This is a genomic window from Leifsonia shinshuensis (assembly GCF_013410375.1).
Lineage (GTDB): Bacteria > Actinomycetota > Actinomycetes > Actinomycetales > Microbacteriaceae > Leifsonia > Leifsonia shinshuensis.
Genome location: NZ_JACCFL010000001.1, coordinates 1112376 through 1134905 on the forward strand (window position 1 = coordinate 1112376; position 22530 = coordinate 1134905).

The window sequence follows — 22530 nt, forward strand, 5'->3', positions numbered from 1 at the left end:
ACACCATGCGACGTTCCCTCACCCCCGCCGCCGCGGACCCGCGGCCGCAGCTCATCACCGCCTCGGCCATCCACACCATCGACGACGCCGACTCGGTCGCGGAGGCCCTGCTGGTCATCGGCGGCCGCGTCGCGGCGGTCGGCGACCTGGAGTCCTGCCGGGCGGAGGCCGCCCGCGTCTCCGCGCTGGCCCCGCGCGAGATCGACCTCGGCGAGGCCGTCGTCGTTCCCGGCTTCATCGACGCCCACGCGCACCCGCTCATGTACGGGCAGATGATGACCTGGGTCGACTGCGGCCCGGAGCGCGCGTCGTCCATCCCGGAGATCGTGGCCCTGCTGAGCGCGGCGGCCGCGGCGACGCCCGGCGACACGCCCGTCCGCGGCTACGGCTACGAGCAGCAGAACCTCGCCGAGCGGCGGCACCCGAACCGGCACGAGCTCGACCAGGTGTCGACCTCCCGCCAGGTGTACCTGATGAACGCGAGCGGCCACGGCGGCGTCGTCAACTCCTTCACGCTGGAGCAGGCGGGCATCGACCGCACGACGCCGGACCCGCAGGGCGGCGAGTTCTTCCGCGACGCCGACGGCGAGCTGACCGGCGAGCTGAGCGACGCCGCGTGCAACATCCTGACCGGCGTGCGCGGCGTCAAGGTCGGGCATCACGGGCCGAACTTCCACCTGGAGGACGAGCCGGCCGAGCACCTGCGCCAGCTGGAGGCCGCGCAGGAGCGCTTCCTCGCCGGCGGCGTGACGGCGATCGGCGACTGCCAGGTCACCCGCCGCGAGTTCGACATGTACCTGCGGCTGGCCGAGCGCGGCGAGCTCACGACGCGCGTCTCCATGTACGTGCTCTCCCACCTGCTGGACGAGGTGCTGGAGCTCGGCCTGCACGGCGCCTTCGGCAACGAGACGCTCTCCTTCGCCGGGATCAAGCTCTACGCGGACGGCACGCTCGGTGGCTGGACGGCGTACTTCCCGGACGGCTACGTGGGCGACCCGTGCCGCACCGGCCAGCTCTACCACTCGTCGGAGGAGTACGACGCCCTGGTGCGGCGCGCGCACGCCGTCGGCCTGCAGACCGCGACGCACGCGCAGTCGCCCGACGCGATCGAGATGGTGATCTCCACGATCGAGCGGGCGCTGGCCGATCGTCCCGACGCCGACGCGCGGCACCGGATCGAGCACTGCGGCCTCCCGACCGGCGAGCAGATCGAGCGGATGGCGCGGGCCGGGATCCGTCCGGTCAACCAGCCCCAGCACTACTACAACTGGGGCGAGGGCGTCACCGACGCGATCGGGACGCCGGGCGAGCGGTTCAACCCGCTGGGCGAGTTCGTGGCGGCGGGCGTGCCGGTCACCATCTCCTCCGACGCGCCCGTCGCGGACCCGATCCCGCTGGAGGCGATCCAGGTCGCCGCGACGCGCGTCACCCGCCGCGGCCACTCGCTCGGCCCGGGGGAGCTGCGGATCAGCGCCCGCGAGGCCCTGCGCGGCCACACCATCAACGGCGCCCGCAGCATCGGCCGCGAGGACGACCTGGGCTCGCTGGAGGTCGGCAAGCTCGCCGACTTCGCGGTCCTCTCGGCCGACCCGCTGGCGGTCGACGCCGCGCAGATCGGCGCGATCGACGTGCTCGAGACCTGGATCGGCGGGCAGCGCCGCTACCGGAAGGACAGCTGATGGCCGACAGCGCAGGCTTCGAGAACACCGCCGTCTACCAGAGCACGGGAGGCGTCGCGATCATGCGCGCGATCCGCGCGTACGGGATCGACACGATCTTCGGCATCCCCGGCACCCACAACCTCGAGTTCTACCGGCCGCTGGCCGAGCTCGGCATCCGGCCGGTCACCACCCGGCACGAGCAGGGCGCGGGCTACGCGGCCGATGGCTGGTCGCAGCGCACCGGGCTGCCCGGCGTGGTCATCACGACGAGCGGACCCGGACTGCTGAACGTGCTCTCGGCCGCGGGGACGGCCTTCTGCGAGTCCCGGCCGCTGCTCATCCTGTCGCCCGGCACCCCGCGCGGCACCGGGTACCAGGACCGCGGCGCGCTGCACGAGTCCAAGGACCCGACCGGCGCCGCCGGAGCGGTGGTGCTGTGGAGCCGCCGCGTCGATTCCGCCGCCGCGGCGGTCGAGGCCGTGCACGAGGCGTTCGCGCTGTTCGAGGCCGGACGTCCCCGGCCCGTGCACATCGAGGTCCCGCTCGACGTGCTGGAGGAGCCGGCGGTGGTGGACGAGCAGGACCTCGAGCGCCGCCGCACCTCCCGGGTCGCACCGGACTCCGTCGCGGTGCGCGCGGCCGCCGAGCTGCTCGGCGCGGCGTCCCGCCCGCTGATCGTGGCGGGCGGGGGAGCGGTGCCCGCGGCCGCGGCCGTCCGCGCGCTCGCCGAGCGCCTCGGCGCCCCGGTGGTCACCACGCTGAACGGCAAGGGCGTCCTCCCCGAGTCGCACCCGCTCTCGCTGCGCGCGGAGCTGCGGCTGGCCGCGACGGCCGACCTCATCCGGGAGTCGGACGCCGTGCTGGTGATCGGCAGCAAGCTCGGCGAGGCCGAGCGCTGGGGCAACGACTTCGCCCCGGCCGGTCCGGTCGTCCGCATCGACGTCGACCCGGGCCGGATCGGCACCAACGCGACCGCCGACGTCGCGATCGTCGGCGACAGCCGCCTCGCGGTGCCCGAGCTCGTCGCGTCCCTCGGCGCGGCGCGCGCCCACCGCGACGCGGACGAGGTGGAGGCGGTGCGCGCCGCCCAGCGCGCCGAGGCGGCCGCGTTCTCGCCCGCCGTGATGCGCGCCGCCGACGCGATCACCGCCGCCCTGCCGCCGGAGGCGACCGTCGCCGGCGACTCCTCGCAGATCACGTACTACGGGATGACCTCGACCGTCCTCCAGGACGGACCGCACCGGTTCCTCTACATGCCCGCCTACGCCACCCTCGGCTACGGCCTGCCCGCGGCGATCGGCGCCGCGATCGCCGAACCGGGCGTCCCCTCGGTGTGCGTGCTGGGCGACGGCGCCCTGATGTTCTCGGTGCAGGAGCTCGTCACGGCGGTGGAGCAGGGCGTCGACCTGACCGTCGTCGTCGTGGACAACGGCGGCTACCGCGAGATCCGCGAGAACGAGGCCGACCGCGGCATCGCGCCCGTCGGCGTCGACCTCCGGCAGCCGGACTGGCCGCTCCTCGCCGACGCGTTCGGCGGCAGGGGCCACGCGGTGACCTCGGCCGCTGCGGTCGGCCCCACGATCGCCGCCGCGATCGCCGAGCCCGGGGTGAGCCTCGTGCACGTGCCGCTGCACCTCTTCGAGGCCGCCGGCGCACAGACCGGCGTCTCCACCGGCGCCTCCACCACCGCCACCGCCACCACCTTCAGCGAAGAACGGATCAGCGCATGACACTCGACACCGCAACCGGGCTCGACCTCGCCGCGCGGGCCACCGCGCACGCCTGGATCGACGAGCACATGGACGAGCTCTCGGCGTGGCACTCCCGGATCTGGGACCTCGCCGAGCCCGCCTGGCGCGAGTACCGCAGCGCGGCCTGGTACGTCGAGACGCTGCGCTCGTACGGGTTCGAGGTGGAGGAGGGCTCCGCCGGGATGCCGACGGCGTTCTCCGCCACCTGGACGAACGACGCCGGGTCCGGCGGTGACGGCCCGGTGCTCCTCACCTACGCCGAGTACGACGCCGTGCCGGGCAACAACCAGTCCGCGTCGACGGCTCCGGCCCCGCGCGACGGGCTGAGCGGCTACGCCCCCGGCCACACCGACCCGCACTCGGCGCTCGGCATCTCGACCCTGGCCGGCCTGCTCGCCACGCAGCACGCGATGACGACGCACGGCATCGCAGGGACCCTGCGCTACACGGGCGAGCCCGCCGAGAAGATGCACGGGTCGAAGGTCGTCCACGGCCTCCGCGGCTACTACGACGGGGTGGACGCCATCGTCAGCTTCCACCCGTTCTACATGCTGCCGCTCTGCAACACCGCGCGCTGGGACACCCAGTGCGGCGCGTACTACAGCAAGGTCTACACGTTCAGCTGCGACGAGGCGGAGACCTGGCAACTGGAGAACGACCCGAACTCGCCCATCCCCGCCTCACACTCCGCGGCCAGGGCGCCCGGCGCCAACGCGGCCCTGACCACGATGTACACCGCCTCCCGGGCGATGCAGGACGCCATGCTGCCGAGCGTCGGCGGCTGGAGCCTGTCCGACGCGATCTTGCTCGACGGGCAGGCCACCGCCGACAACCTGCCCACCCGCGTCGCCCGCATCCAGTTCTCCTGGCGCACGCCGAACATCGAGATGGCGGAGCACGTGCTGGCCGTCCTCGACCGCAACGCCGTGCACGCCGCGGCGATGGCGCACTGCACCGTGGAGGACCGCTGGATCGCCCGGAGCCGGCCCGGCCGCACCAACCACGTGCTGGCCGACGTGCTCTACCGCAACCTGGCCACGGTCGGGGCGCCGGTGTACGACGCCGAGGCCGTCCGGATCGCGAACGACATCCGCGCCACCCTCGGCGCCGACCCGGTCGAGCGGCCGTTCCTGGCCGCGTGCGAACAGCTCATCGAGCCGCAGGAGGCCGAGCGGCTGCTGCGCGAGCACATGCCCGCCTGGCAGCGCAACTGGACCAGCGACGACTACGTGGAGATGACCCACTACGCGCCGACGGTGCGCTTCTACGTCTCCCGGCCCGCGCTGGAGCCGATCCCCGGCAAGGGCGCCTACCCGGCCTGGGTGATGAACGCCCTCGGCGGCATCCCCGCCACCATCGACCCGACCATCCGCACGGCGGGCAAGACCATCGCCGGCACGTTCCTGGAGCTGCTCGGCTCGCCGGAGCTGCTCGCGGAGGCCCGGGCCGAGTTCGACCGCCGCACCGCCGAGGAGCCGATGCCGCCGCTGCTCGACGCGGACTTCGAGGCGCCGATCGACCTCCCCTGGCCGGACTACTCCGGCCACGGCGGCCACCGGCGCTGGTGAGCGGGATGAGCGCTCCGGCCTTCGCGGTGGTCGACCCGGCGACGGGCGAGACCGTCCGCGTGTACGAGACGATCTCCGATGACCGGCTCGGGGAGGCCGTCGCCGCCGCCGACGACGCCCACCGCGCCTGGCGACGGATCCCGCTCGCCGAGCGTGCGGCCGTCGTCCGCCGCGTCGCCGGCCTGCACCGGGAGCGTCGCCGCGAGCTGGCCGCGATCGCCGCCCTGGAGATGGGCAAGCCGATCGGGCAGGCGCTCGCCGAGGTGGACTTCTCCGCCGACATCTACGCCTACTACGCCGACAACGCCGAGCGCTTCCTGGCCGACGAGCCGCTCGAGCTGCGGTCCGGCGGCGGGCGCGCGTTCGTGCGGCGCGCCTCCCTCGGCGCGCTGCTCGGGATCATGCCGTGGAACTTCCCCTACTATCAGGTCGCCCGCTTCGCGGCCCCGAACGTGGTGGCGGGGAACACCATCCTGCTCAAGCACGCGCCGCAGTGCCCGGAGTCCGCGGCGGCGATCGAGGAGCTGTTCGCCGAGGCGGGCGCCCCGGCCGGCGTCTACACGAACGTCTACGCGTCCACCGACCAGGTCGCCGGCCTGATCGCCGACCCGCGCGTGCAGGGCGTCTCGCTGACCGGTTCGGAGCGCGCGGGCGCCGCGGTGGCCGCGCTCGCCGGGCGGCACCTCAAGAAAGTGGTGCTGGAGCTCGGCGGCTCGGACCCGTTCCTCCTGCTGTCGACCGACGACCTGGCGGCCGCGGTCGACGCCGCCGTGGCCGCGCGCCTCGACAACAACGGCCAGACCTGCAACGCGGCCAAGCGCTTCATCGTCGCCGACGAGCTGTACGACGCGTTCGCGGCGGAACTCGCGGCGCGGTTCCGCGGGATCGTGCCGTCGAGTCCGCAGCATCCGGACACGGTGCTCGGCCCGCTCTCGTCGGCCGCTGCGACGGAGCTGCTGGAGGCCCAGCTCGACCGGGCCGAGGCGCAGGGCGCGCGGGTGCTCGTGCGCGGCGAACGGGACGGCAACTTCTTCCCGCCGGCCGTGCTCGCGGAGGTCGGCCCGGCGATGGACGCCTATGCCGCGGAGTTCTTCGGCCCCGTCGCCCAGCTGCACAGGGCGGCGTCGGAGGAGGACGCGGTCCGGATCGCGAACGACACCCCGTACGGTCTCGGCGCGTACGTCTTCACCACGGATCCCGAGCAGGCCCTCCGCGTCGCCGACCGGCTCGACGCCGGGATGATCTGGGTCAACCTCGTCCAGGGCGACGCCCCAGAGCTGCCCTTCGGCGGCGTCAAGCGGTCCGGTTTCGGGCGCGAGCTCGGCCGGTTCGGCGCGGAGGAGTTCGTCAACCGGAAGCTCATCCGGATCGGCTGACGCCGGCGTCGCACCCGTCCCTCGTCACCCCGCCGCTGCGAACCGGTGCACCCGGTACGGCTCGACGTCGCTCTCCCGCAGCGTCAGCCCGTGGCCGGGGGCGGTGCGGTCGGGGAGGAGCCGGCCGTGGCTCAGGGCGGGCAGCCCGTCGAAGAACCGCTCCTCGATACGGACGTGGTCGTGGAAGTACTCGATGTTGATCGACGGCCGGTGCGCCGCGGCGACGGACGCGTGCAGCGCCGGGGCGGTGTGCGCGGACAGCGGCACCCCGAACGCCGTCGCGAGCGAGGCGGCGATCCCGAATCCCGTGATGCCGCAGCGTGTGGCGTCGGCCTGGAGCACGTCGACGCAGCCGTCGGCGAGGAGGTCGCGGAAGTCGGCCGGCGTGTAGCCGTACTCTCCCGCCGCGACGCGGATCGGCGCCGGCAGCCGGTCGCGGAGCAGCCGGAGTCCGTGCCGATCCTGGCTGGAGACCGGCTCCTCGAACCAGGTGACGCCCTGCTCCGCGAACAGCTCGCCCAGCCGGAGGGCCCGCTTGCGCTCGTAGGCCCCGTTCGCGTCGACGAAGAGGTCGACGTCCGGTCCGATCGCCTCGCGCGCCAGGGCAACCCGGCGCGGGTCGTCGTCCGGGCGGGAGCCGACCTTCATCTTCACCGACCCCAGCCCGGCGGCCGCCCACGACCCCAGCTGGTCGGTCAGCTCGTCGTCGGTGTAGTCCGTGAACCCGCCGCTTCCGTACGCGGCGACGCCGTCGTGCGCGCCGCCCAGCAAGCGGGTCAGCGACATCCCGCTCAGCCGGGCCTTCAGGTCGTGGAGCGCGATGTCCAGGGCTGCGATGGCTCCGGCGCTCACGCCGGCCCAGCCGACGTTGCGCACGGCCCGCGCCAGCTCCCAGTACAGGCGCTCGGTGTCGAACGGGTCGGCGCCGTCGACGACGGCCCAGAGCACGTCCTCGACGATCCGCAGGCTCGCGGGCGCCGTGTACGCGTAGCCGAGCCCGGTGGCGTCGCCGGCCTCGACCGCGACCAGCAGGACGCCGGTGTTGGTCCACTCGATGGTCCCGTCGCTCTCCGGCCGGCGCCGGCCCTCGGTCGCGGTGGGCACCACGTAGGCGTCGGCCCGGATCGACCGGATCCGATCCGCTCCGTTAGTGGGCATCGTCCTCGTCCGTCGACCGGTGCAGCGCGCCCTTCACCCGCTCGACGCCCTCCGTGATCAGCGACGTGGCCGAGTCCTTGATCGCGGCGATGCCGTCCGGGTCGCCCTTCAGCAGAGCCAGACCGGTGTTCTTCGCGAACTCGAACGTGATGTGCGGGGGCAGCGGCGGCACGTTTTTGCTGGTGTGGGCGTCGATGACGGTCACGCCGCCGTGCGCGAGCGCCGCGTCCCACGCCGCCTCGATCTGGTCGTCGGAGGTGACGGTGATGCCCTGGAAGCCGAGGAGCCGCGCCCAGCCCGCGTAGTCGACCGACTCGACGTCCTGGGAGGTCGACCAGACCGGGTTGGCGTCCTCGGTGCGCATCTCCCAGGAGACCTGGGTGAGGTCGTCGTTGTGCAGCACCAGCACGACGAAGTTCGGGTTCGACCAGCGCGACAGGTACTTCTTCACGGTGATCAGTTCGTTCATCCCGAGCATCTGGAACGCGCCGTCGCCGATCGTGCAGACCACCGTGCGGTCCGGGTAGGCGAACTTGGCCGCCTCCGCGTACGGCATCGCGGCGAGCATGGTCGCGAGCCGGCCGGAGAGGTCGCCGCGCATGCCGTCGCGGAGCCGGATGTGCTGGCCGTACCAGTCGGCGGTGGTCCCGGCGTCCGCGGTGACGATCGCGCCGGCGGGGAGCCGCTTGTTCAGCTCGTGGTAGACCCGGCGCGGGTTCACGCCGTCGTCGTAGTGCTGCTCGGCCTGGGCGGCGAGTTCGTCGTCCCACTCCCGCATCCCGGCGGCGGTCTTCTCCTGCCAGGACAGGTCGTCCTTCTGCGTCAGCAGGGGGAGGAGCCCCGTCAGCGTCGTCTTGACGTCGCCCCAGATGCTCACGTCGGTGGGGTAGCGGAGGCCGAGCTGCTCGGGCCGCAGATCGACCTGCACGGCCTTGGCCTGCCCGGTCTTCGGCAGGAACTGGCCGTACGGGTAGTTGGTGCCGAGCAGCACGAGCGTGTCGCAGTCCTGCATCTGGTCGTAGCTCGGCCGCGAACCGAGCAGACCGAGCTGCTGGGTGTGGAACGGCACGTCGCCGGGGACGACCTGCTTGCCGCGCAGGGTCGTGATCAGCCCGGCGCCGGTCAGGCGGGCCGCCGCGAGCACCTCCTGCTCCGCGCCGACGGCGCCGTGCCCGACCAGGAAGGTCACGCGCTCGCCGGCGTTGATGATGTCCGCGGCCGCCCGGAGCTGCTCCGGCGGGGGCGCGATCGCCGTCGACGGCGGCACCGCGCTCGACCGGGACACCCACATCTCCGCTCCGGGGGCCGCCATCTCCATCCCCTGCACGTCGTGCGGCAGGATGACGACGCACGGCTGCTTGCGGGCGATCGCGGTGCGGAAGGCCGTGTCGATCACGGCCTGGGCCTGTTCCGGCGACACGATCGTCTGCACGTACTCGGCCACGTCGGCGAAGGTCTGCTCGAGCTTGCTCTCCTGCTGGTTGAACGTGCCGAACGAGTTGAGCCCCTGCTGGCCGACGATCGCGACGACGGGCTGGTTGTCCATCTTCGCGTCGTAGAGGCCGTTGATCAGGTGGAACCCGCCGGGGCTGGAGGTCGCGACGCAGACGCCGACCTCGCCGGTGAACTTGGCGTGCGCCGTGGCCATCAGGGCGCAGATCTCCTCGTGCGTCGGCCGGATGTACTCCAGCCCCTCGCCGGCCCGCTCGGCCTTGCCGAGCATCCCGTCGAACTCGCCGATCCCGTCGCCGGGGAACGCGAACACCCGCCGCACGCCCCACTCCCGCAGTCGTCCGATCACGAACTCGCTGACTGTCGTCGCCATGTGTCTCTCTCCTTCAGTCTTCGGGACGCTGGATGAGACGGTCCGCCGCCCGGGCGGCCACCGCCATGATGGTGAGGGCGGGGTTGGCGCTGCCCTGCGTGGGCAGCACGCTCCCGTCGGTGATGAGCAGGTTGGGGACAGCGAACGTCCGGCAGTCCGCGTCGACAACCCCTTGCGTCTCGTCCGCGCCCATGCGTGCGCCGCCGACGAGGTGGGCGTAGCGCTGGACGGTCATGGTCTCCTGGGCGCCCGCGGCCTCCAGGATGCGTTCCATCGTGGCCTGCGCGGCCTTCGCCAGCGCGCGGTCGTTGTCGCACTGCGCGTAGGCGAAGTGGGCGATCGGGAGGCCGTAGCGGTCCTTCTCGTCGGCCAGCGTGACCCGGTTCTCCGCCCGCGGCAGGAACTCGCAGAGCGCGCCGAGGCACGCCCAGTGCACGTAGTCGGACATGTAGCGGCGGAGGTCCGCGCCCCAGTGCCCCTGCGCCATGACGTGCTCGGCCCAGGTGATCGGCAGCGGCGAGACGGTCTGGATGGAGTACCCGCGCTTGTACGGCTTGCCCGGGTCGGTCTCGTAGAACTCCTCGGTGCTCACCTCGGGCGGCGGCGCCTTCCACATCCGGATCTCCTGCTCGAACCGGCCGGCGGTCTGCGGCGCGCCCTGCACCATGAGGTAGCGGCCGACGAGGTCGAAGTCGTTGCAGAGCCCGTCCGGGAAGCGCGCGGACGCCGAGTTGAGCAGCAGGCGCGGCGTCTCGATCGAGTAGCCGGCGATCGCGACCATCCGGGCCTTCTGGAAGCGCGGTACGCCGTCCTTCACGTAGTGCACCCCGGTCGCCCGGCCGGTGAACTGATCGACCTCGACGGAGGTGACCATGCTGTCGGCGCGCACCTCGGCGCCGTGGGCGAGCGCGTCGGGGATGTGGGTGATGAGCGGCGACGCCTTGGCGTTCACCTTGCAGCCCTGCAGGCAGAATCCGCGGTAGACGCAGTGCGGCCGGTGCCCGAACCGGCCGTTCGTGATCGCCACCGGGCCGACCTTGGCCTCGATGCCCGCCGCGTACGCGCCGCGCAGGAAGGTCTCGCCGTTGCCCGACACCGGGTGCGGCCGGTGCGGATAGCGGTGCGGGTCGCCCCACGGCCAGTCCTCGCCGGCGACGGGCAGCTCGTTCTCGATGTCGTCGTAGTACGGCGCGAGCTCGGGATACTCCAGCGGCCAGTCCGCACCGACGCCGTCGGCGCTGAAAGTGTGGAAGTCGCTCGGGTGGAAGCGCGGGACGTAGCCGGCGTAGTGCACCATCGACCCGCCGACGCCGCGGCCCGAGTTGTTCGACCCCAGCGGAACCGGGTCGGCGCCGCCGATCTGCCGCGGCTCGGTCCAGTAGAGGTGGTGGGAGCCGGCCTCGTCGCTCACCCAGTCGCGCGCCGGGTCCCAGAACGGGCCGGCGTCGAAGGCGACGGCGTCCCAGCCGGCGCGGGCCAGGCGCTGCAGCAGCACGGATCCGCCGGCGCCGCAGCCGACGATGGCGATGTCCACCTCGTCGCTGTCGGCATAGCGCCGCATCTGCTCGGTGAGGCGCGGCTCGGCGCGGGAGCCGTCGGCGGTCAGCAGCCAGGCGGAGTCGTTGCGGTCGCGGACGGTGTTCATGAGCCTCCCGCCCGCAGCGTCGTCCCCGGCTCCGCGTGCGGGGCCGGCTCCGCCTTCGTCCCCGAACCGGCCTGCGGAAGGTCTCCGGGCCGCGCGTCGGCCACCTCGAACGGCTCGCGGCGGTCGACCCCCAGGTTCTTGTAGCCGCGCGGGTACGCCGGACCCGCGAAGCCGATCTCGTCCCACGCCGCGGGGTGGCTGTAGAAGGCGGTGCACGCGTACCGGGTCCACAGGCTCCAGAGGCGCTCGCGGTGGAAGCCGCGCCAGTCGCCGTCGCCGTCCTTGATACTGGCCAGGAGGGCGACCTGGTCGTCCTCCTGGCACGCGGCGAAGGCCCGGCCGTGGCGCGCGTGGGCCTCCGCGTCGAGCGCGGCCAGGCTCGTCCGCCACGCGACCCCGTCGTCCGGCATCGAGTCGTAGTGCCAGCCGTCGGTCTCCTTCTCGGCGAGCCGGGCGTCCACCATCGCGGTCACCGGCACGAGGCGGTCGCCGGGATGCTGGTCGAGCAGCCGGTCGAACAGCGCCGTCGCGGCGCCCTCCTCCGCGGCGTCGAAGAACCGGATGTCCGGCGGCCGGCCGATGCGGTCGAGCACGACGGCGCGGGTCGTCTCGTCCCACGCCGGCGCCTGGTCGAGCACATGGAACCCGGGGAAGCGCTCGGGCACCCGGTCGCCCGCGACCTCGCCCTGATCCGCGGCCGTCACTTCTCGCGCCTCAGGATCGCCGCCAGGAGCCCCATCCCGCCGACCAGGGTGACGAGCAGGGGAGCGAGCAGCGGCGGTCCCATCTCGAGGTTGTAGCGCAGGTTGCGCCAGCCGCCCGGCTTCTGGCCGATGCCGCGGGCGTGCAGCCAGACGCCCTGCAGGCCGTTCGCCACGATCGTGGCCGACGCGATCGGGAGCGCCGTCTTGGCGGCGGTCCTGCTGAAGAACCCGGCCACCCCGGCGACAGCGCCGATCGGTCCCAGGATCACCGGAGCCCACATCCAGCGGTTGCCGAAGCTCGCCTTGTCGTGCTCGAAATAGATCTCGGCGGCGGTCACCACTGCGCCTCCGGCCGTCAGGGCGGAGAGCGAGCGCTCGAACCTCCCGGTCTCGACGTTCCTGACGAGGCGGTCGATGCCCTGGACGGGGCCGCCCGGGCGCCGCCGGACGGCCCGGGGCGCGATCCTGCTCAGCGCCGCTTTCCCGGTTCGCACGGCTTTCCTGGGTCGCACCGCGGCCTCACTCGCCGTCGACCTGCTCGAGCAGCTTCTTGGAGGCCCGGGCGATGTCGTCGTGGTCGTTCTGGGCCGCGCGGCTCTCCAGCGAGATGACAGCGCAGCGGTGGACCTTCGCGAAGTCGCCGTACGGGAAGCTGTAGCGCCCCTTGGTCTCCTCGTTCTTCTCGGCGTCCTCGCCCAGGTGCCAGAGCGCGTACTGCTCCCAGCCGTGCTTCTCGATGAACGCGTTCTCGGCGTCCGCGCTCGGCGCGTCCTCGCTCCAGTCGTCCCGCTCGTCGCGGACCACGGTGCCCTTCTCGACCAGGCCGCGGGCGTGGTCGAGGGCCTTCCGGTTGAGCTTGACGGTCATGTTCGTGCCCTCCTTCGGTTCGTCCCGACTGCTTCGGATGCAATGCCCGTCCCCGGGGGAACGCAAGGGGTTGACGGGATTCGGAGGGGACGCGGAGCATCGGCGATGGACCGGACGCCGACCGGACCGCCGAGCCGGAAGGAGCACGGGATGAGCCGCATCGAGAGGCTGGAGGGCGCCGTCGTCGTCGTGACCGGCGCCAGCGGAGGGGTGGGCCGCGCGACCGCCGTCGAGTTCGGGCGGCGCGGGGCGAGCGTCGCGCTGCTGGCCCGCGGCGAGGCGGGGCTGGAGGCTGCGGCGGCAGACGTGCGCGCGGCGGGGGGTCGCGCGCTCACCGTGCCGGTGGATGTCGCCGACCCGCACGCGGTCGAGGCGGCGGCCGAGCGCGTCGTCTCCGAGTGGGGGCGGATCGACGTCTGGGTGAACTGCGCCTTCTCGTCCGTCTTCGCCGAGTTCGGGCGGATCGCGCCGGAGGAGTTCCGCCGGACGACGGAGGTGACCTACCTGGGCTTCGTGTACGGCACGATGGCGGCGCTGCGCCGGATGCGGCCGGCCGGCCGCGGGGTGATCGTGCAGATCGGCTCCGCGCTGGCATACCGCGGCATCCCGCTGCAGTCGGCGTACTGCGGCGCCAAGCACGCGATCGTCGGCTTCACGGAGTCGGTGCGCACCGAGCTGCTGCACGACCACAGCGCCGTCGCGATCACGATGGTGCACCTGCCGGCGATGAACACCCCGCAGTTCCGCTGGCTGCTGTCCCGCCTGCCGGACCAGGCCCAGCCGGTGCCGCCGATCTTCCAGCCGGAGGTCGCGGCCCGCACGATCGTCCAGGCGGCCGTGCGGCCGCGCCGGGCGTATTGGGTGGGGGCCTCCACAGTGAAGGCCATCATCGGCAACCGGCTCATCCCGGGCCTCCTCGACCGCTACCTCGCCCGGACCGGCTACGCGTCCCAGCAGACCGGCGAGCCGAGACCCGCCGACCAGCCCGCGAACCTGTGGGAGCCCGCCGACCGGGACGTCGACCACGGCGCGCACGGGCCGTTCGACGACCGGGCGAAGGCGCGGAGCGCCCAGGCGTGGGCGTCGCGCAACCGGCGGGCGCTCGGCGCCGCGGGCGCGGCCGTCGCCGCGGCCGCGCTGGGCGCAGTGGGCGGCCGCGCGGCGCGGCGCTGAGCCGGTCGCGCTCTCCCACCGGCGCTCTCCCGCCGGCGCTATCCCGCCCGAGCGTCTCTCGCGACCGCGAGCCGCGACCGCACCTTCAGCACGGAGGCCGCCGGGCCGTGTTCCGGGATCGCGCCGAGCGCGAACTCCTGGACGACGCCGGGCTGGAACACCAGGCATTCGGTCGACCCGCCGAACTGGAAGCAGCCGAGGTCGTCGCCCTTCGCCACGTGGCGTCCCGGGACGATGTCGTCGCCGATCACGCACGACGAGACCTCCACCATGCCCACCGGGACCACCGCGACCAGGCCGATCGCCGGGTTGTCGGCCTGGATGAGGATGATCGCCCGGGCGGCCACGTGGGCGAGGTAGCCCTGCGATGCCATCGCCTCCACCGCCTCGGCGCCCTCCGAGTCCGCTTCCGAGAAGTACGTGCCGGGCTGGACGTAGGCGCGGACGATCGTCCCGGCGACGGGGCTGTGCCAGCGGTGGTAGTTCAGGGCGCTGAGGAAGCCCTGGTAGACCGTGCCGCCGACGAACCGGTCCACCGCCTCGTCGTTCGCGAGCAGGTCCTGCAGCGAGTACGGCTGGCTCTTGATCCAGAACTCGCTGTGCCGGGCGACGTCCCGGCTGATCCGGTACGGGGTGGACTCGCAGGCGCTGACGATCACCGCGTCGTCGTCGGGGTCGGCGACCGGCCGCGCGCCCTCCTTCAGCCGGCGGGTGAAGAAGTCGTTCCAGGAGGTGAAGCCCCAGTGCGGGTCGGCGGGGTCGTGCTCGAACTGATCGATGCCGACCACCTCCCGCGCCGTCTCCGACATCCAGCCCTCGGGGGAGTCGTTGAGCACGTACAGGGAGTCCGGGCTGTCCAGGAAGGCGGCCCAGGCGTCGAGGATCCGCTTCAGGATGGCGTTGACGCGGGGGTCGCGGTACGCCGCCATCCCCGCGGTGGTGCCCATCGTCCAGTCCAGGATGCCGGTGAGCGGCGTCGTCACCATCGCCCCCTCGCTGAACTCGGGGGCGCTCGCCAGCACGTCGTCGATGAGCCGGAGCAGCTGGCTCACGCTCTCGATGTGCCGCGAGCTGTACTGCCGGGTCTTCGGCACCTCCTCGATCATCCGGGTGACGTACATCCGCACGATCGCGTCGGAGTCGATGAGGTCGGCGAACTCCTGGATCACCGGGTGGCGGAACGGCGCGGTGTCGTCGTCGCCGAGCCGGTCGACCCGGCCGTCCAGCCAGGCCTCCAGCTCGTCCTGGTCCTGCGGCAGCCAGCCGCCGCGTCGCTTCAGGTCAGCGGGCTCGTCGGTCATGGCGCCGGCTCAGCGGTCGTCCGCGCCGCCGCCCGAGGCGGTGTCGGCGCCGTCGTCCGGGTCCTCGGACTGCGTGCCGGAGCCGTCGGGCAGGTCGTCCGGGTCGGTGCTGCGGGGATCGCGCTCGGTCATCGTCGTTCTCCTTCGTGGGCTGCGATGGCTGACGGCGGTGGGGGGGCCGCCGTCACGCACGCTACGCCCAGCAGGGCGCAGGCGAACCGGGTTGCCTGACCGGGGACCGGCGGGTAGCGTGCGGCTTCCGGCGGGGTCGGAGGACCCGCTCGACTAGCTTGTGGGCTCGCGCGCACCCTCCTATCCTTGCGGGTGTCGCGCACGGTCCATCGAGGCGGCCGGCCTCCCGTGCCGACGGGAGGCTGGTATGTGCGATGGATGACATGAGCGGAATGATGTCCATGATGAGCGAGTCGGCCCAGGGGCCGATGGCGGGCATGGACATGGCGATGATGCAGCGATGTATCGAGGCGTGCTCGGCGTGCGAGCAGGCGTGCACGATGTGCGCCGGCTCGATGTCGATGGAGGGCATGTCCGGGTCGGCGATGTGCATGAGCTGCGCCGAGATGTGCAACACGATGATGCGCATGATGCTGCGCCCCATGCCGATGAACGACGGCGACATGGCCGCGATGATGGCGATGCTGCAGGCCACGTCGATGATGTGCCGGGCCTGCGCCGACGACTGCTCGGCGATGGGCGACAGCGCCTCGGCGACGATGTGCGCTCAGGTCTGCAGGAACTGCGCGGACGCGTGCGACGCGATGATGGCGTCCATGAAGCCGATGATGGCGTCGTAGCCCTGGTGCGCCGGCTCAGCCCCGCGCGAGGCTGACATTGAGCAGTTCGTCGCCGGCCGCGAGCACGCCGTAGAGCGTGTGGACGGCGACGGGCGCCCCCGGCGCGAGCAGGTCGCGCAGGTCGTCGTAGTGCCAGCACCGGACGCTGCCTCCGTCGAGGTCGGCGAGCTCGACCCAGCCGTCCGCGTCCACGGAGACGACGAAGAGGTCGGCCCAGTGCGACGGGGTGGCGATCGCGGCCTGGCGCGCGATCGGGTGGAGGGCGTAACCGTCGTCGAACATGTCCGCGCCCTGCCCGGAGGCGGCCCGGAGCAGGGCGTCCTTCGCGGTGGGGCTGGGCTGACGGGTCACGATGTCCTTCTCACGGTCGGTGCGGCCGTGCGCGGTGCACGACGTTGCAGCGAGTGTAGGCGGGACCGGGGGCGCGGTCACCGGAGGGCGTCACGCGGCGAAACATGACGCACGGGCGGCTCTCAGGAACCCGGCTGACGCCCCGCGTCGAACCCGGCTCCCGCGTCGAACCCGGCTCCGAGCGCGCTGAGCGCGAACGACGCGATGTCGAGGATCGGCGCCGCCGTGTACTGCGCGATCGTCCGCCGGAACTCCGGCAGCAGCGTGCACTCCAGCACCAGCGCGCCGACCTCGGCCAGCCGGCCGCCCGGAGCGCACTCGCGTTCGAGCACGGCCTCCACACCGGCGCGCAGGGTGTCGAGGTCCCAGCCGTTGCCGTAGGCGTGGTCGTCGGTCAGGATGCCGTCCCAGCCCGGCTGGTCCTCCAGCCCGACGATCGTCAGCCGCGGGGAGAGCGGGTCGGACGCCAGCATCCGGGCGGCGAGCGGCGCGGACACCGTGAGCACGCCGATCCGCCCGCTCGTCAGGGTGGCGGCGATCGGCAGGAGGTCCAGGCTGCTCGTGAGGGTGTTCGCGGCCGGGAGGCCGGACTGCCGCGCGTAGTAGAAGAACCCGCAGTCGGTGATGATCAGCGAGCAGTGCGCCAGCCGCTCCCTGGCGCGCCAGAAGGCGTCGATCGCGGCGGGGTCGCCCGCGACCAGCCGCTCCACCCGGGCGCCGCGCGCGACAGCGTAGGACACCGGGATCCCCGGCCAGCTCGCCGGGTTCTCGAAGAAGCCGACCGGGTTGGCGCTGATCGCGGGCGCGCCCGGCACGACGCAGTCGATGTCGTCGACCGCGTAGGAGTCGAGGTCGCAGAGGATGACGCCGAGGGTGCGCGCGGTCATGCGGTCACCGCGGTGGCGGCCGGGCGCGCGGTGTCCCGCGCGGCGCTGCCGACGACGGCGACGGCGTTGACCTCCACCCGGATGCCGGGGATGTTCAGCTCCTTGCCGATCAGGATGCCGGTCGCGGTCGGGCCGGGCTTCGGGAAGTAGCTGAACCGGATGTCGTAGGTGCGCTGCCACTCCTCGACGCTGAGCTCGCCCGAGTAGAACGTGTTGAACTGGACCACGTCGCCCATCGTCCCGCCGAGGTCCTCGATGACCGCCTGGAGCGACTGCATCACGGCGTGGCACTGGGCCTCGATGTCGCCGGGGTGCCGCACGTTGCCGTGCTCGTCCAGGTCCTCCTGCCCGCCGACCCAGATCATGTCGCCGACCCGGATGCCGTGGCTGTGGTTGATGGTGAAGTGGCCGGGCACCTGCCAGTGGCCAGGGACCTGTGCGATGAGTCGTTCGGCGGTCATGGTGTTCTCCTCGGAAAGCCGGTGATGGGGTTCGATCACCAGTGTGCGAGTCGCCGGGAGCGAGCGCACGGTTCCGAGCGCGGCGGTCGCTGGTGCTGCCGCCAGGGATCCTTCGGCTGCGCCGCGCCGGTCAGTTCCCGGCCGTGGCGGCCGCCTCGATCACGGCCTTCTGCGTCGCCGCCGCCTGGCGGATCTCGTCCAGCACCGCGCGGACGATCGGCCGGCGTTCGTCCGCCGCCCGCGTCACCGCGAGGACCCGGCGGCCGAGGTGGGGCCGGTCCAGCGAGTGGATGCTCACCGGGGCGACGCCGCGGTCGATCGAGAGCGGCGGCAGCACCGAGACGCCGCGGCCGCGCGAGATCGACTCGACCAGGAGCAGGAGGTCCGCGGTGTGCCAGCGCACGTTCGGCTCGAAGCCCTCCGACCGGCACGCGAAGCGCACCGCCTGCCCGCACGCGCCGAGCTCGTCGGGCATCACCCACGCCTCGTTCTTGAGATCGGCCAGCCGCACCTTCGACGGCATGTCGAAGGTGGGCGGTGCAACCAGCACGAGCGGCTCCCGCAGCAGCTCGGTCGTGTGCAGGTAGTCGGGGAAGGCCATCGGCACGTTGTCGTAGAGGTCGATGATCGCGACGTCGAGCGCACCGCCGAGCAGCAGCTCGATGCTCTCCGCCGGCTCGATGACGTTGACGGTCAGCTCGATGTCGGGGGCGTCGGAGGCCAGGCTCTCGGCGACCGGGAGCAGCACGAAGCGGGCGACCGACGGGATGGCGCCGATGCGCACCCGGCCGGCCAGCTCGCCGCTGAGCTGGTCCATCTCGGCGCGGGTGGCCTCCAGCAGCCGGAGGATGCGGCGGGCGTGCTCGACCAGGATCTCGCCGGCGCCGGTGAGGCCGACGCCGCGCGGGGAGCGGTCGAGCAGCTTCACGCCCGCCTCCCGCTCGAGGATGCTGATCTGCTGCGAGACCGCGGAGGAGCTGATGCCGATCGTCCGCGCCGCCCCGGCCAGCGAGCCCTGCCGCGCGACCTCGCTGAGCAGGCGCAGGCGAGGGACGTCCGGGAGTGGGTTGTCCGTCATGCGCACATTCTTCCATGATTAGTTGTACTTAAGACAGTCTACGAGTTATCGTAAGAAAAAGCTTCAACCCTCGCCCCTGAATCGAGTCGACGACGATGTCACCTGAACGCTCCCACGCCGACACCCCGGCGGCCGCGGCGCCCCGTACCACCGGCGCCCCCGGCCACGTCCTCCGGGCCGTCGAGCACGCGATCGGCCGGGCCCGGCCCGACCTGATCGGGCTCAGCCACTGCATCCACGCGACGCCCGAAGTCGGGTTCGAGGAGCACCGCTCGGCCGCCGTCGTGGCCGAGTTCCTCCGCAGGCACGGGTTCGCGCCGACCGTCGGCGTGTTCGGGATGCCGACCGCGCTGCGTGTCCAGGCCGGTGCGGGCGGCCCGCGGATCGCGGTGCTCGCCGAGTACGACGCGCTGCCCGAGGTCGGCCACGGCTGCGGGCACAACGTCATCTGCGCCGCGGCGGTCGGAGCCTTCCTCGGGGTGAGCGCGCAGCTGGCGGAGCTGGGCGGCTCCGTCGTGCTGCTCGGGACGCCGGCCGAGGAGAACGGCGCAGGCAAGGAGGTGCTGGAGCGCGCCGGCGCGTTCGACGACATCGACGCCGTCGTCATGGTGCACCCGTTCACCGGGCCGGACGAGGTGGCGTCGTTCACCTCCCTCGCCGTGCGCGACGTGGAGGCGACCTTCCACGGCGTCGCGGCGCACGCCTCCTCCGCTCCCCACGAAGGCCGCAACGCGCTGGACGCCGTCGTCGCGGCGTATCAGGGCGTCGCCGCGCTGCGTCAGCACATCCCGGCCACCGACCGGCTGCACGCCATCATCACCAACGGCGGGTCCGCCACCAACGTCGTCCCCGCGACCGCGAGCCTGACCGTCGAAGTGCGCTCGGAGACCCTCGACGGGCTGGTGGAGCTGTCCGCGCGCGTCCAGAACATCCTCGACGGCGCCGCGCTCGCCTCCGGCACCCGGGTGGAGGTGGGCTGGGATCCGTTCCCGGCCTACCTCCCGGTGCGCAGCAACGCCGTGCTCGCCGCCCGCTACTTCACCCACCTGTCCGCACGCGGCCGCAGGATCGTGCTCGATCCGCCCGGACTCGTCGGCGGCGGCTGGTCGACCGACCTCGGCAACGTGAGCCTCCGGCGGCCCTCGATCCACCCCACCGTCAGCATCTCGCCGAAGCCGATCGTCATGCACACCGCGCCGTTCGGCCGCCAGTCGATCAGCCCGCTCGGCGACGCCGCCGTCATCGACAGCGCGTTCGGGCTCGCGGCGACGATGGCGGACTACCTGGCCGACCCGGCGCTGCGCGAGGCCGTCGAGCGCGACTTCGCGGCGGCGGGCGGCCGCGTCGACGTGGAGCGGCTGCTCGCCGCTCCGGTCAGCGCGCTCGCCGCGGCGTCCCCCGACGGAACCTGACGACCATGCTCAACCCGGTCCACCTCCGCACCCTGTCCGTCGTCGTCCGCACCGGCTCGTTCGCGGACGCCGCGCGCCAGATCGGCTACACCGGGTCCGCGGTCTCGCAGCAGGTCGCGGCGCTGGAGCACAGCCTGCGGGCGACCCTGTTCGAGCGGGACGCGCACAGCATCCGGCCGACGGCGGCGGCGCTCTTCCTCGCCGAGCGCGCCCACGACATCCTGATGGCGCTCGGCGCGCTGGAGGACGACATGCGGGGCCTCTCCTCCGGAGGCTTCGGCCGGCTCCGCATCGGCGGCTTCGCGGCGGTGAACGAGCGGCTGCTGCCGTGCAGCCTGGCGGACTACCGCCGGTCGCACCCGAACGTCGACCTCGCCCTGGACGAGGGCGAGCCGGACGAGCTCGTGGCCAAGCTGCGCGACGCGCTGCTGGAGGTGGCGGTCGTCTACGAGTACGACCTGGTGCCGCAACGCTGGCCCTCCGCCGCGACGGCGACACCGCTGCTGGACGAGGAGCTCTTCCTGATGGTGCCGGACGGGCACGCCCTCGCCGGGGCCGGGACCGTCGCGATCGAGGACCTGGCCGCCGAGACCTGGGTCTCCACGCGCGAGGGCTCGGCCGGCGACAACTGCCTGGTGCGCCTGTGCGGGGGAGCGGGATTCGACCCGCTCGTCGCGATGCGCGGCGCCCGCGCGGACTCGGTGCGCGGGATGGTCCAGGCGGGCATCGGCATCGCCCTCGTGCCGGCGCTGTCGGCGCTGCCGGGGGACGGTACGCGGCTGCTGACCCTCGAGCCGGGCCTGCGCCGGCACGTGCTGGCGCTGCACCGGGCGGAGCACGAGAGCGCGCTCGCCGCGGAAGCGGTGGCGGCGCTCGCGGAGACGGTGCGCGGGCTGGTCGACGAGCGGGCCGGACTGTCCGCGCCGGGCGCCCAGCGCCGCCGCGTCGCGGAGGTCGAGTACCTCGCGCAGCGCGTCGCGGCGGCGGGCTGACCCACGCACATTCGTGCCGAATGTCGACTCTCGGCTCGCGAAAGGCGACATTCGGCACGAATGTTCCAGGGATCAGACGTCGCTCTCGCCGGTGATCCCGGAGGTGGATTCGATGACGGCGGTCATCTTCTTGTTCAGCGCTTCGTAGAACATGGAGAGCGGGAACTCGTCGTCCAGCACCGCGTCGGTGTATCCCTTCGGTGGTCCGGCCAGCACCTCATCCGACAGGCCGCGTGCCCACACCGACGCCGGGTTCGGGGTCAGCGTTTGGGTGAGCATGTCGTAGGCGGCGAGCCAGTGCGCGACCTTGGGCCGGTCGATGGACCTCCAGTACAGGTCGTTGATCCGGTCCGAGAGCGCCACGACCACGTCGGGGACCTGATCCCAGTCGATGGTGAGTTGGGTGTCGGTCCAGTGCAGGACGTTGTGCTGGTGCAGCCAGGCGAACAGGAGCTGTCCGCCGAGGCCGTCGTAGTTGCGGATCCGGCTGCCGGTGATCGCGAACCGGAAGATCCGGTCGAAGATCACCGCGTACTGCACCAGTTTGGCGTGGTCGCGGATCTGCCGTTGCGGGTCCGACAGTTCCGACTCCGGCAGGGCGCCGAGCTGGCGTTGCAGCCGGACGGACTCCCGGAACGCGGTGAGGTCGCAGCGGAGTTCTTCCAGGGAGTAGAGGAAGAACGGCATGCGCTGTTTGATCATGAACGGGTCGAAGGGCAGGTCGCCGCGCATGTGGGAGCGGTCGTGGATGAGGTCCCACATCACGAAGGTCTCCTCCGTGAGCCGCTGGTCCTCCAGCATGAGGGCGGCGTCCGCCGGCAGCTCCAGTTTCGTGATCTCCGCGGCGGCGCGCACGACCCGGGGGTAGCGGGCGGCCTCCCGGTCCTGGAAGATCGCACCCCACGTGAACGTCGGGATCTCCGCCACGGCGACGCTCTCCGGGAACAGGACCGCGGAGTTCGTGTCGTAGCCCGGGGTGAAGTCGATGAACGACAGCGGCACGAACAGCGCGTTCGTGTACTGCTCCTCCAGTTCGCCGATGAAGTCGGGCCAGATGACCTCGACCAGCACGGCCTCCACGAACCGGTTGGCGCTGCCGTTCTGCGTGTACATCGGGAACACGACCAGGTGAGCGAGGCCGTCGACGCGGTTCCGCTGCGGCTGGAAGGCGACGAGGGATGCGCGGAAGTCCGGCACGCCGAAGCCCTCGTCCGACCACCGGGCGAAGTCCTCGTCCAGCGCGGCCAGGTACGCCGCCTCGTGCGGGAACAGGGGTGCGAGCGCCGCGATGGACGCGCGGAGGGTGCGCACCAGTTCCGTCGCCCACGTCCGGCTGGCCAGATCGTCGAGCGAACCGTCCTTCACCTGGAGTTGCTGCAGGTCGATCGCGGCCTGCCGCAGGGCGCGCCAGTGGGGGTTCGCGCGCAGGCTCTCGTGAGGGGAAGTCCTTGTGGGGGCGTACTCGATTTCGGAGTTCATCGGATCCCTTTCGTGGCGATGGTGGGCAG

The 22530-nt window shown here is 72.6% G+C and carries 21 protein-coding genes; 8 read left to right on the forward strand and 13 right to left on the reverse strand.

Features of this window, described 5'->3' with window-relative positions; translation table 11 throughout:
* The first annotated feature begins 5 nt into the window (after positions 1–5).
* From HNR13_RS05435 to HNR13_RS05450, 4 genes are read left to right on the forward strand one after another with little or no spacing between them, the layout of a single operon-like run.
* Positions 6–1679: an amidohydrolase gene (locus HNR13_RS05435; protein ID WP_179604818.1), complete on the forward strand. Its 1674-nt coding sequence runs from the start codon at positions 6–8 to the stop codon at positions 1677–1679.
* Positions 1679–3391, forward strand: a complete 1713-nt coding sequence (locus HNR13_RS05440; RefSeq protein WP_179604819.1) for a thiamine pyrophosphate-binding protein — start codon at positions 1679–1681, stop codon at positions 3389–3391. Before HNR13_RS05435 ends, HNR13_RS05440 begins: the two co-directional genes overlap by 1 nt.
* Positions 3388–4980: a zinc-binding metallopeptidase family protein gene (locus tag HNR13_RS05445; RefSeq protein WP_179604820.1), complete on the forward strand. Its 1593-nt coding sequence runs from the start codon at positions 3388–3390 to the stop codon at positions 4978–4980. Before HNR13_RS05440 ends, HNR13_RS05445 begins: the two co-directional genes overlap by 4 nt.
* A gap of 5 nt (positions 4981–4985) precedes the next feature.
* Positions 4986–6356 carry an NAD-dependent succinate-semialdehyde dehydrogenase gene (locus HNR13_RS05450; protein ID WP_179604821.1) on the forward strand — a complete coding sequence of 457 codons (1371 nt, stop codon included), beginning with the start codon at positions 4986–4988 and terminating at the stop codon, positions 6354–6356.
* 24 nt (positions 6357–6380) lie between these two features.
* Here HNR13_RS05450 and HNR13_RS05455 read toward each other — a convergent pair whose 3' ends face one another.
* From HNR13_RS05455 to HNR13_RS05480, 6 genes are read right to left on the reverse strand one after another with little or no spacing between them, the layout of a single operon-like run.
* Positions 6381–7514, reverse strand: a complete 1134-nt coding sequence (locus HNR13_RS05455) for an enolase C-terminal domain-like protein (protein WP_179604822.1) — start codon at positions 7512–7514, stop codon at positions 6381–6383.
* Positions 7504–9339, reverse strand: a complete 1836-nt coding sequence (locus tag HNR13_RS05460) for a thiamine pyrophosphate-requiring protein (protein WP_179604823.1) — start codon at positions 9337–9339, stop codon at positions 7504–7506. The genes HNR13_RS05455 and HNR13_RS05460 overlap by 11 nt, the downstream gene beginning before the upstream one ends.
* 13 nt (positions 9340–9352) lie before the next feature.
* Entirely contained in the window at positions 9353–10984 is a 1632-nt protein-coding gene (locus HNR13_RS05465; protein WP_179604824.1) for a GMC family oxidoreductase, read from the reverse strand.
* A complete protein-coding gene (locus tag HNR13_RS21470; protein ID WP_343063467.1) occupies positions 10981–11688 on the reverse strand; it encodes a gluconate 2-dehydrogenase subunit 3 family protein in 708 nt (235 codons plus the stop codon). Before HNR13_RS21470 ends, HNR13_RS05465 begins: the two co-directional genes overlap by 4 nt.
* A complete protein-coding gene (locus tag HNR13_RS05475; RefSeq protein ID WP_343063468.1) occupies positions 11685–12182 on the reverse strand; it encodes a hypothetical protein in 498 nt (165 codons plus the stop codon). The genes HNR13_RS21470 and HNR13_RS05475 overlap by 4 nt, the downstream gene beginning before the upstream one ends.
* 25 nt (positions 12183–12207) lie before the next feature.
* Positions 12208–12555, reverse strand: coding sequence for a hypothetical protein (locus HNR13_RS05480; protein WP_179604825.1), 348 nt, complete (start codon positions 12553–12555; stop codon positions 12208–12210).
* 150 nt (positions 12556–12705) lie between these two features.
* On the opposite strand from HNR13_RS05480, the gene HNR13_RS05485 reads away from it, so the two are divergent.
* Positions 12706–13728 carry an SDR family oxidoreductase gene (locus HNR13_RS05485; protein ID WP_179604826.1) on the forward strand — a complete coding sequence of 341 codons (1023 nt, stop codon included), beginning with the start codon at positions 12706–12708 and terminating at the stop codon, positions 13726–13728.
* Positions 13729–13766: 38 nt separating this feature from the next.
* Here HNR13_RS05485 and HNR13_RS05490 read toward each other — a convergent pair whose 3' ends face one another.
* Together HNR13_RS05490 and HNR13_RS21845 are read right to left on the reverse strand one after the other, a co-directional pair.
* The gene (locus HNR13_RS05490) at positions 13767–15029 is read right to left on the reverse strand and encodes a phosphatidylserine decarboxylase family protein (protein WP_179604827.1); all 1263 of its coding nucleotides are present in this window, start codon (positions 15027–15029) and stop codon (positions 13767–13769) included.
* Positions 15030–15038: 9 nt separating this feature from the next.
* Complete coding sequence (locus tag HNR13_RS21845) at positions 15039–15161, reverse strand: hypothetical protein (RefSeq protein WP_281369276.1); 123 nt, start codon at positions 15159–15161, stop codon at positions 15039–15041.
* A 254-nt stretch (positions 15162–15415) separates the two neighbouring features.
* On the opposite strand from HNR13_RS21845, the gene HNR13_RS05495 reads away from it, so the two are divergent.
* A complete protein-coding gene (locus tag HNR13_RS05495) occupies positions 15416–15841 on the forward strand; it encodes a four-helix bundle copper-binding protein (RefSeq protein ID WP_179604828.1) in 426 nt (141 codons plus the stop codon).
* Positions 15842–15856: 15 nt separating this feature from the next.
* Here the strand turns inward: HNR13_RS05495 and HNR13_RS05500 are convergent, their stop codons facing one another.
* The 4 genes from HNR13_RS05500 to HNR13_RS05515 form a co-directional block, all read right to left on the reverse strand.
* Complete coding sequence (locus tag HNR13_RS05500) at positions 15857–16192, reverse strand: hypothetical protein (RefSeq protein ID WP_179604829.1); 336 nt, start codon at positions 16190–16192, stop codon at positions 15857–15859.
* Between the two features lie 122 nt (positions 16193–16314).
* Positions 16315–17079 carry an aspartate/glutamate racemase family protein gene (locus tag HNR13_RS05505; RefSeq protein WP_179604830.1) on the reverse strand — a complete coding sequence of 255 codons (765 nt, stop codon included), beginning with the start codon at positions 17077–17079 and terminating at the stop codon, positions 16315–16317.
* Positions 17076–17540: a RidA family protein gene (locus HNR13_RS05510; protein WP_179604831.1), complete on the reverse strand. Its 465-nt coding sequence runs from the start codon at positions 17538–17540 to the stop codon at positions 17076–17078. Before HNR13_RS05510 ends, HNR13_RS05505 begins: the two co-directional genes overlap by 4 nt.
* Before the next feature lie 130 nt (positions 17541–17670).
* Positions 17671–18618, reverse strand: coding sequence for a LysR family transcriptional regulator (locus HNR13_RS05515; RefSeq protein WP_179604832.1), 948 nt, complete (start codon positions 18616–18618; stop codon positions 17671–17673).
* Between the two features lie 95 nt (positions 18619–18713).
* On the opposite strand from HNR13_RS05515, the gene HNR13_RS05520 reads away from it, so the two are divergent.
* The gene (locus HNR13_RS05520; protein ID WP_179604833.1) at positions 18714–20030 is read left to right on the forward strand and encodes a M20 family metallopeptidase; all 1317 of its coding nucleotides are present in this window, start codon (positions 18714–18716) and stop codon (positions 20028–20030) included.
* A 5-nt stretch (positions 20031–20035) separates the two neighbouring features.
* Positions 20036–21022, forward strand: a complete 987-nt coding sequence (locus tag HNR13_RS05525) for a LysR family transcriptional regulator (protein ID WP_179604834.1) — start codon at positions 20036–20038, stop codon at positions 21020–21022.
* 72 nt (positions 21023–21094) lie between these two features.
* Here HNR13_RS05525 and HNR13_RS05530 read toward each other — a convergent pair whose 3' ends face one another.
* On the reverse strand, positions 21095–22501 hold the full coding sequence (locus tag HNR13_RS05530; protein WP_179604835.1) for a DUF6421 family protein: 1407 nt from the start codon (positions 22499–22501) through the stop codon (positions 21095–21097).
* Between the last annotated feature and the right edge of the window lie 29 nt (positions 22502–22530).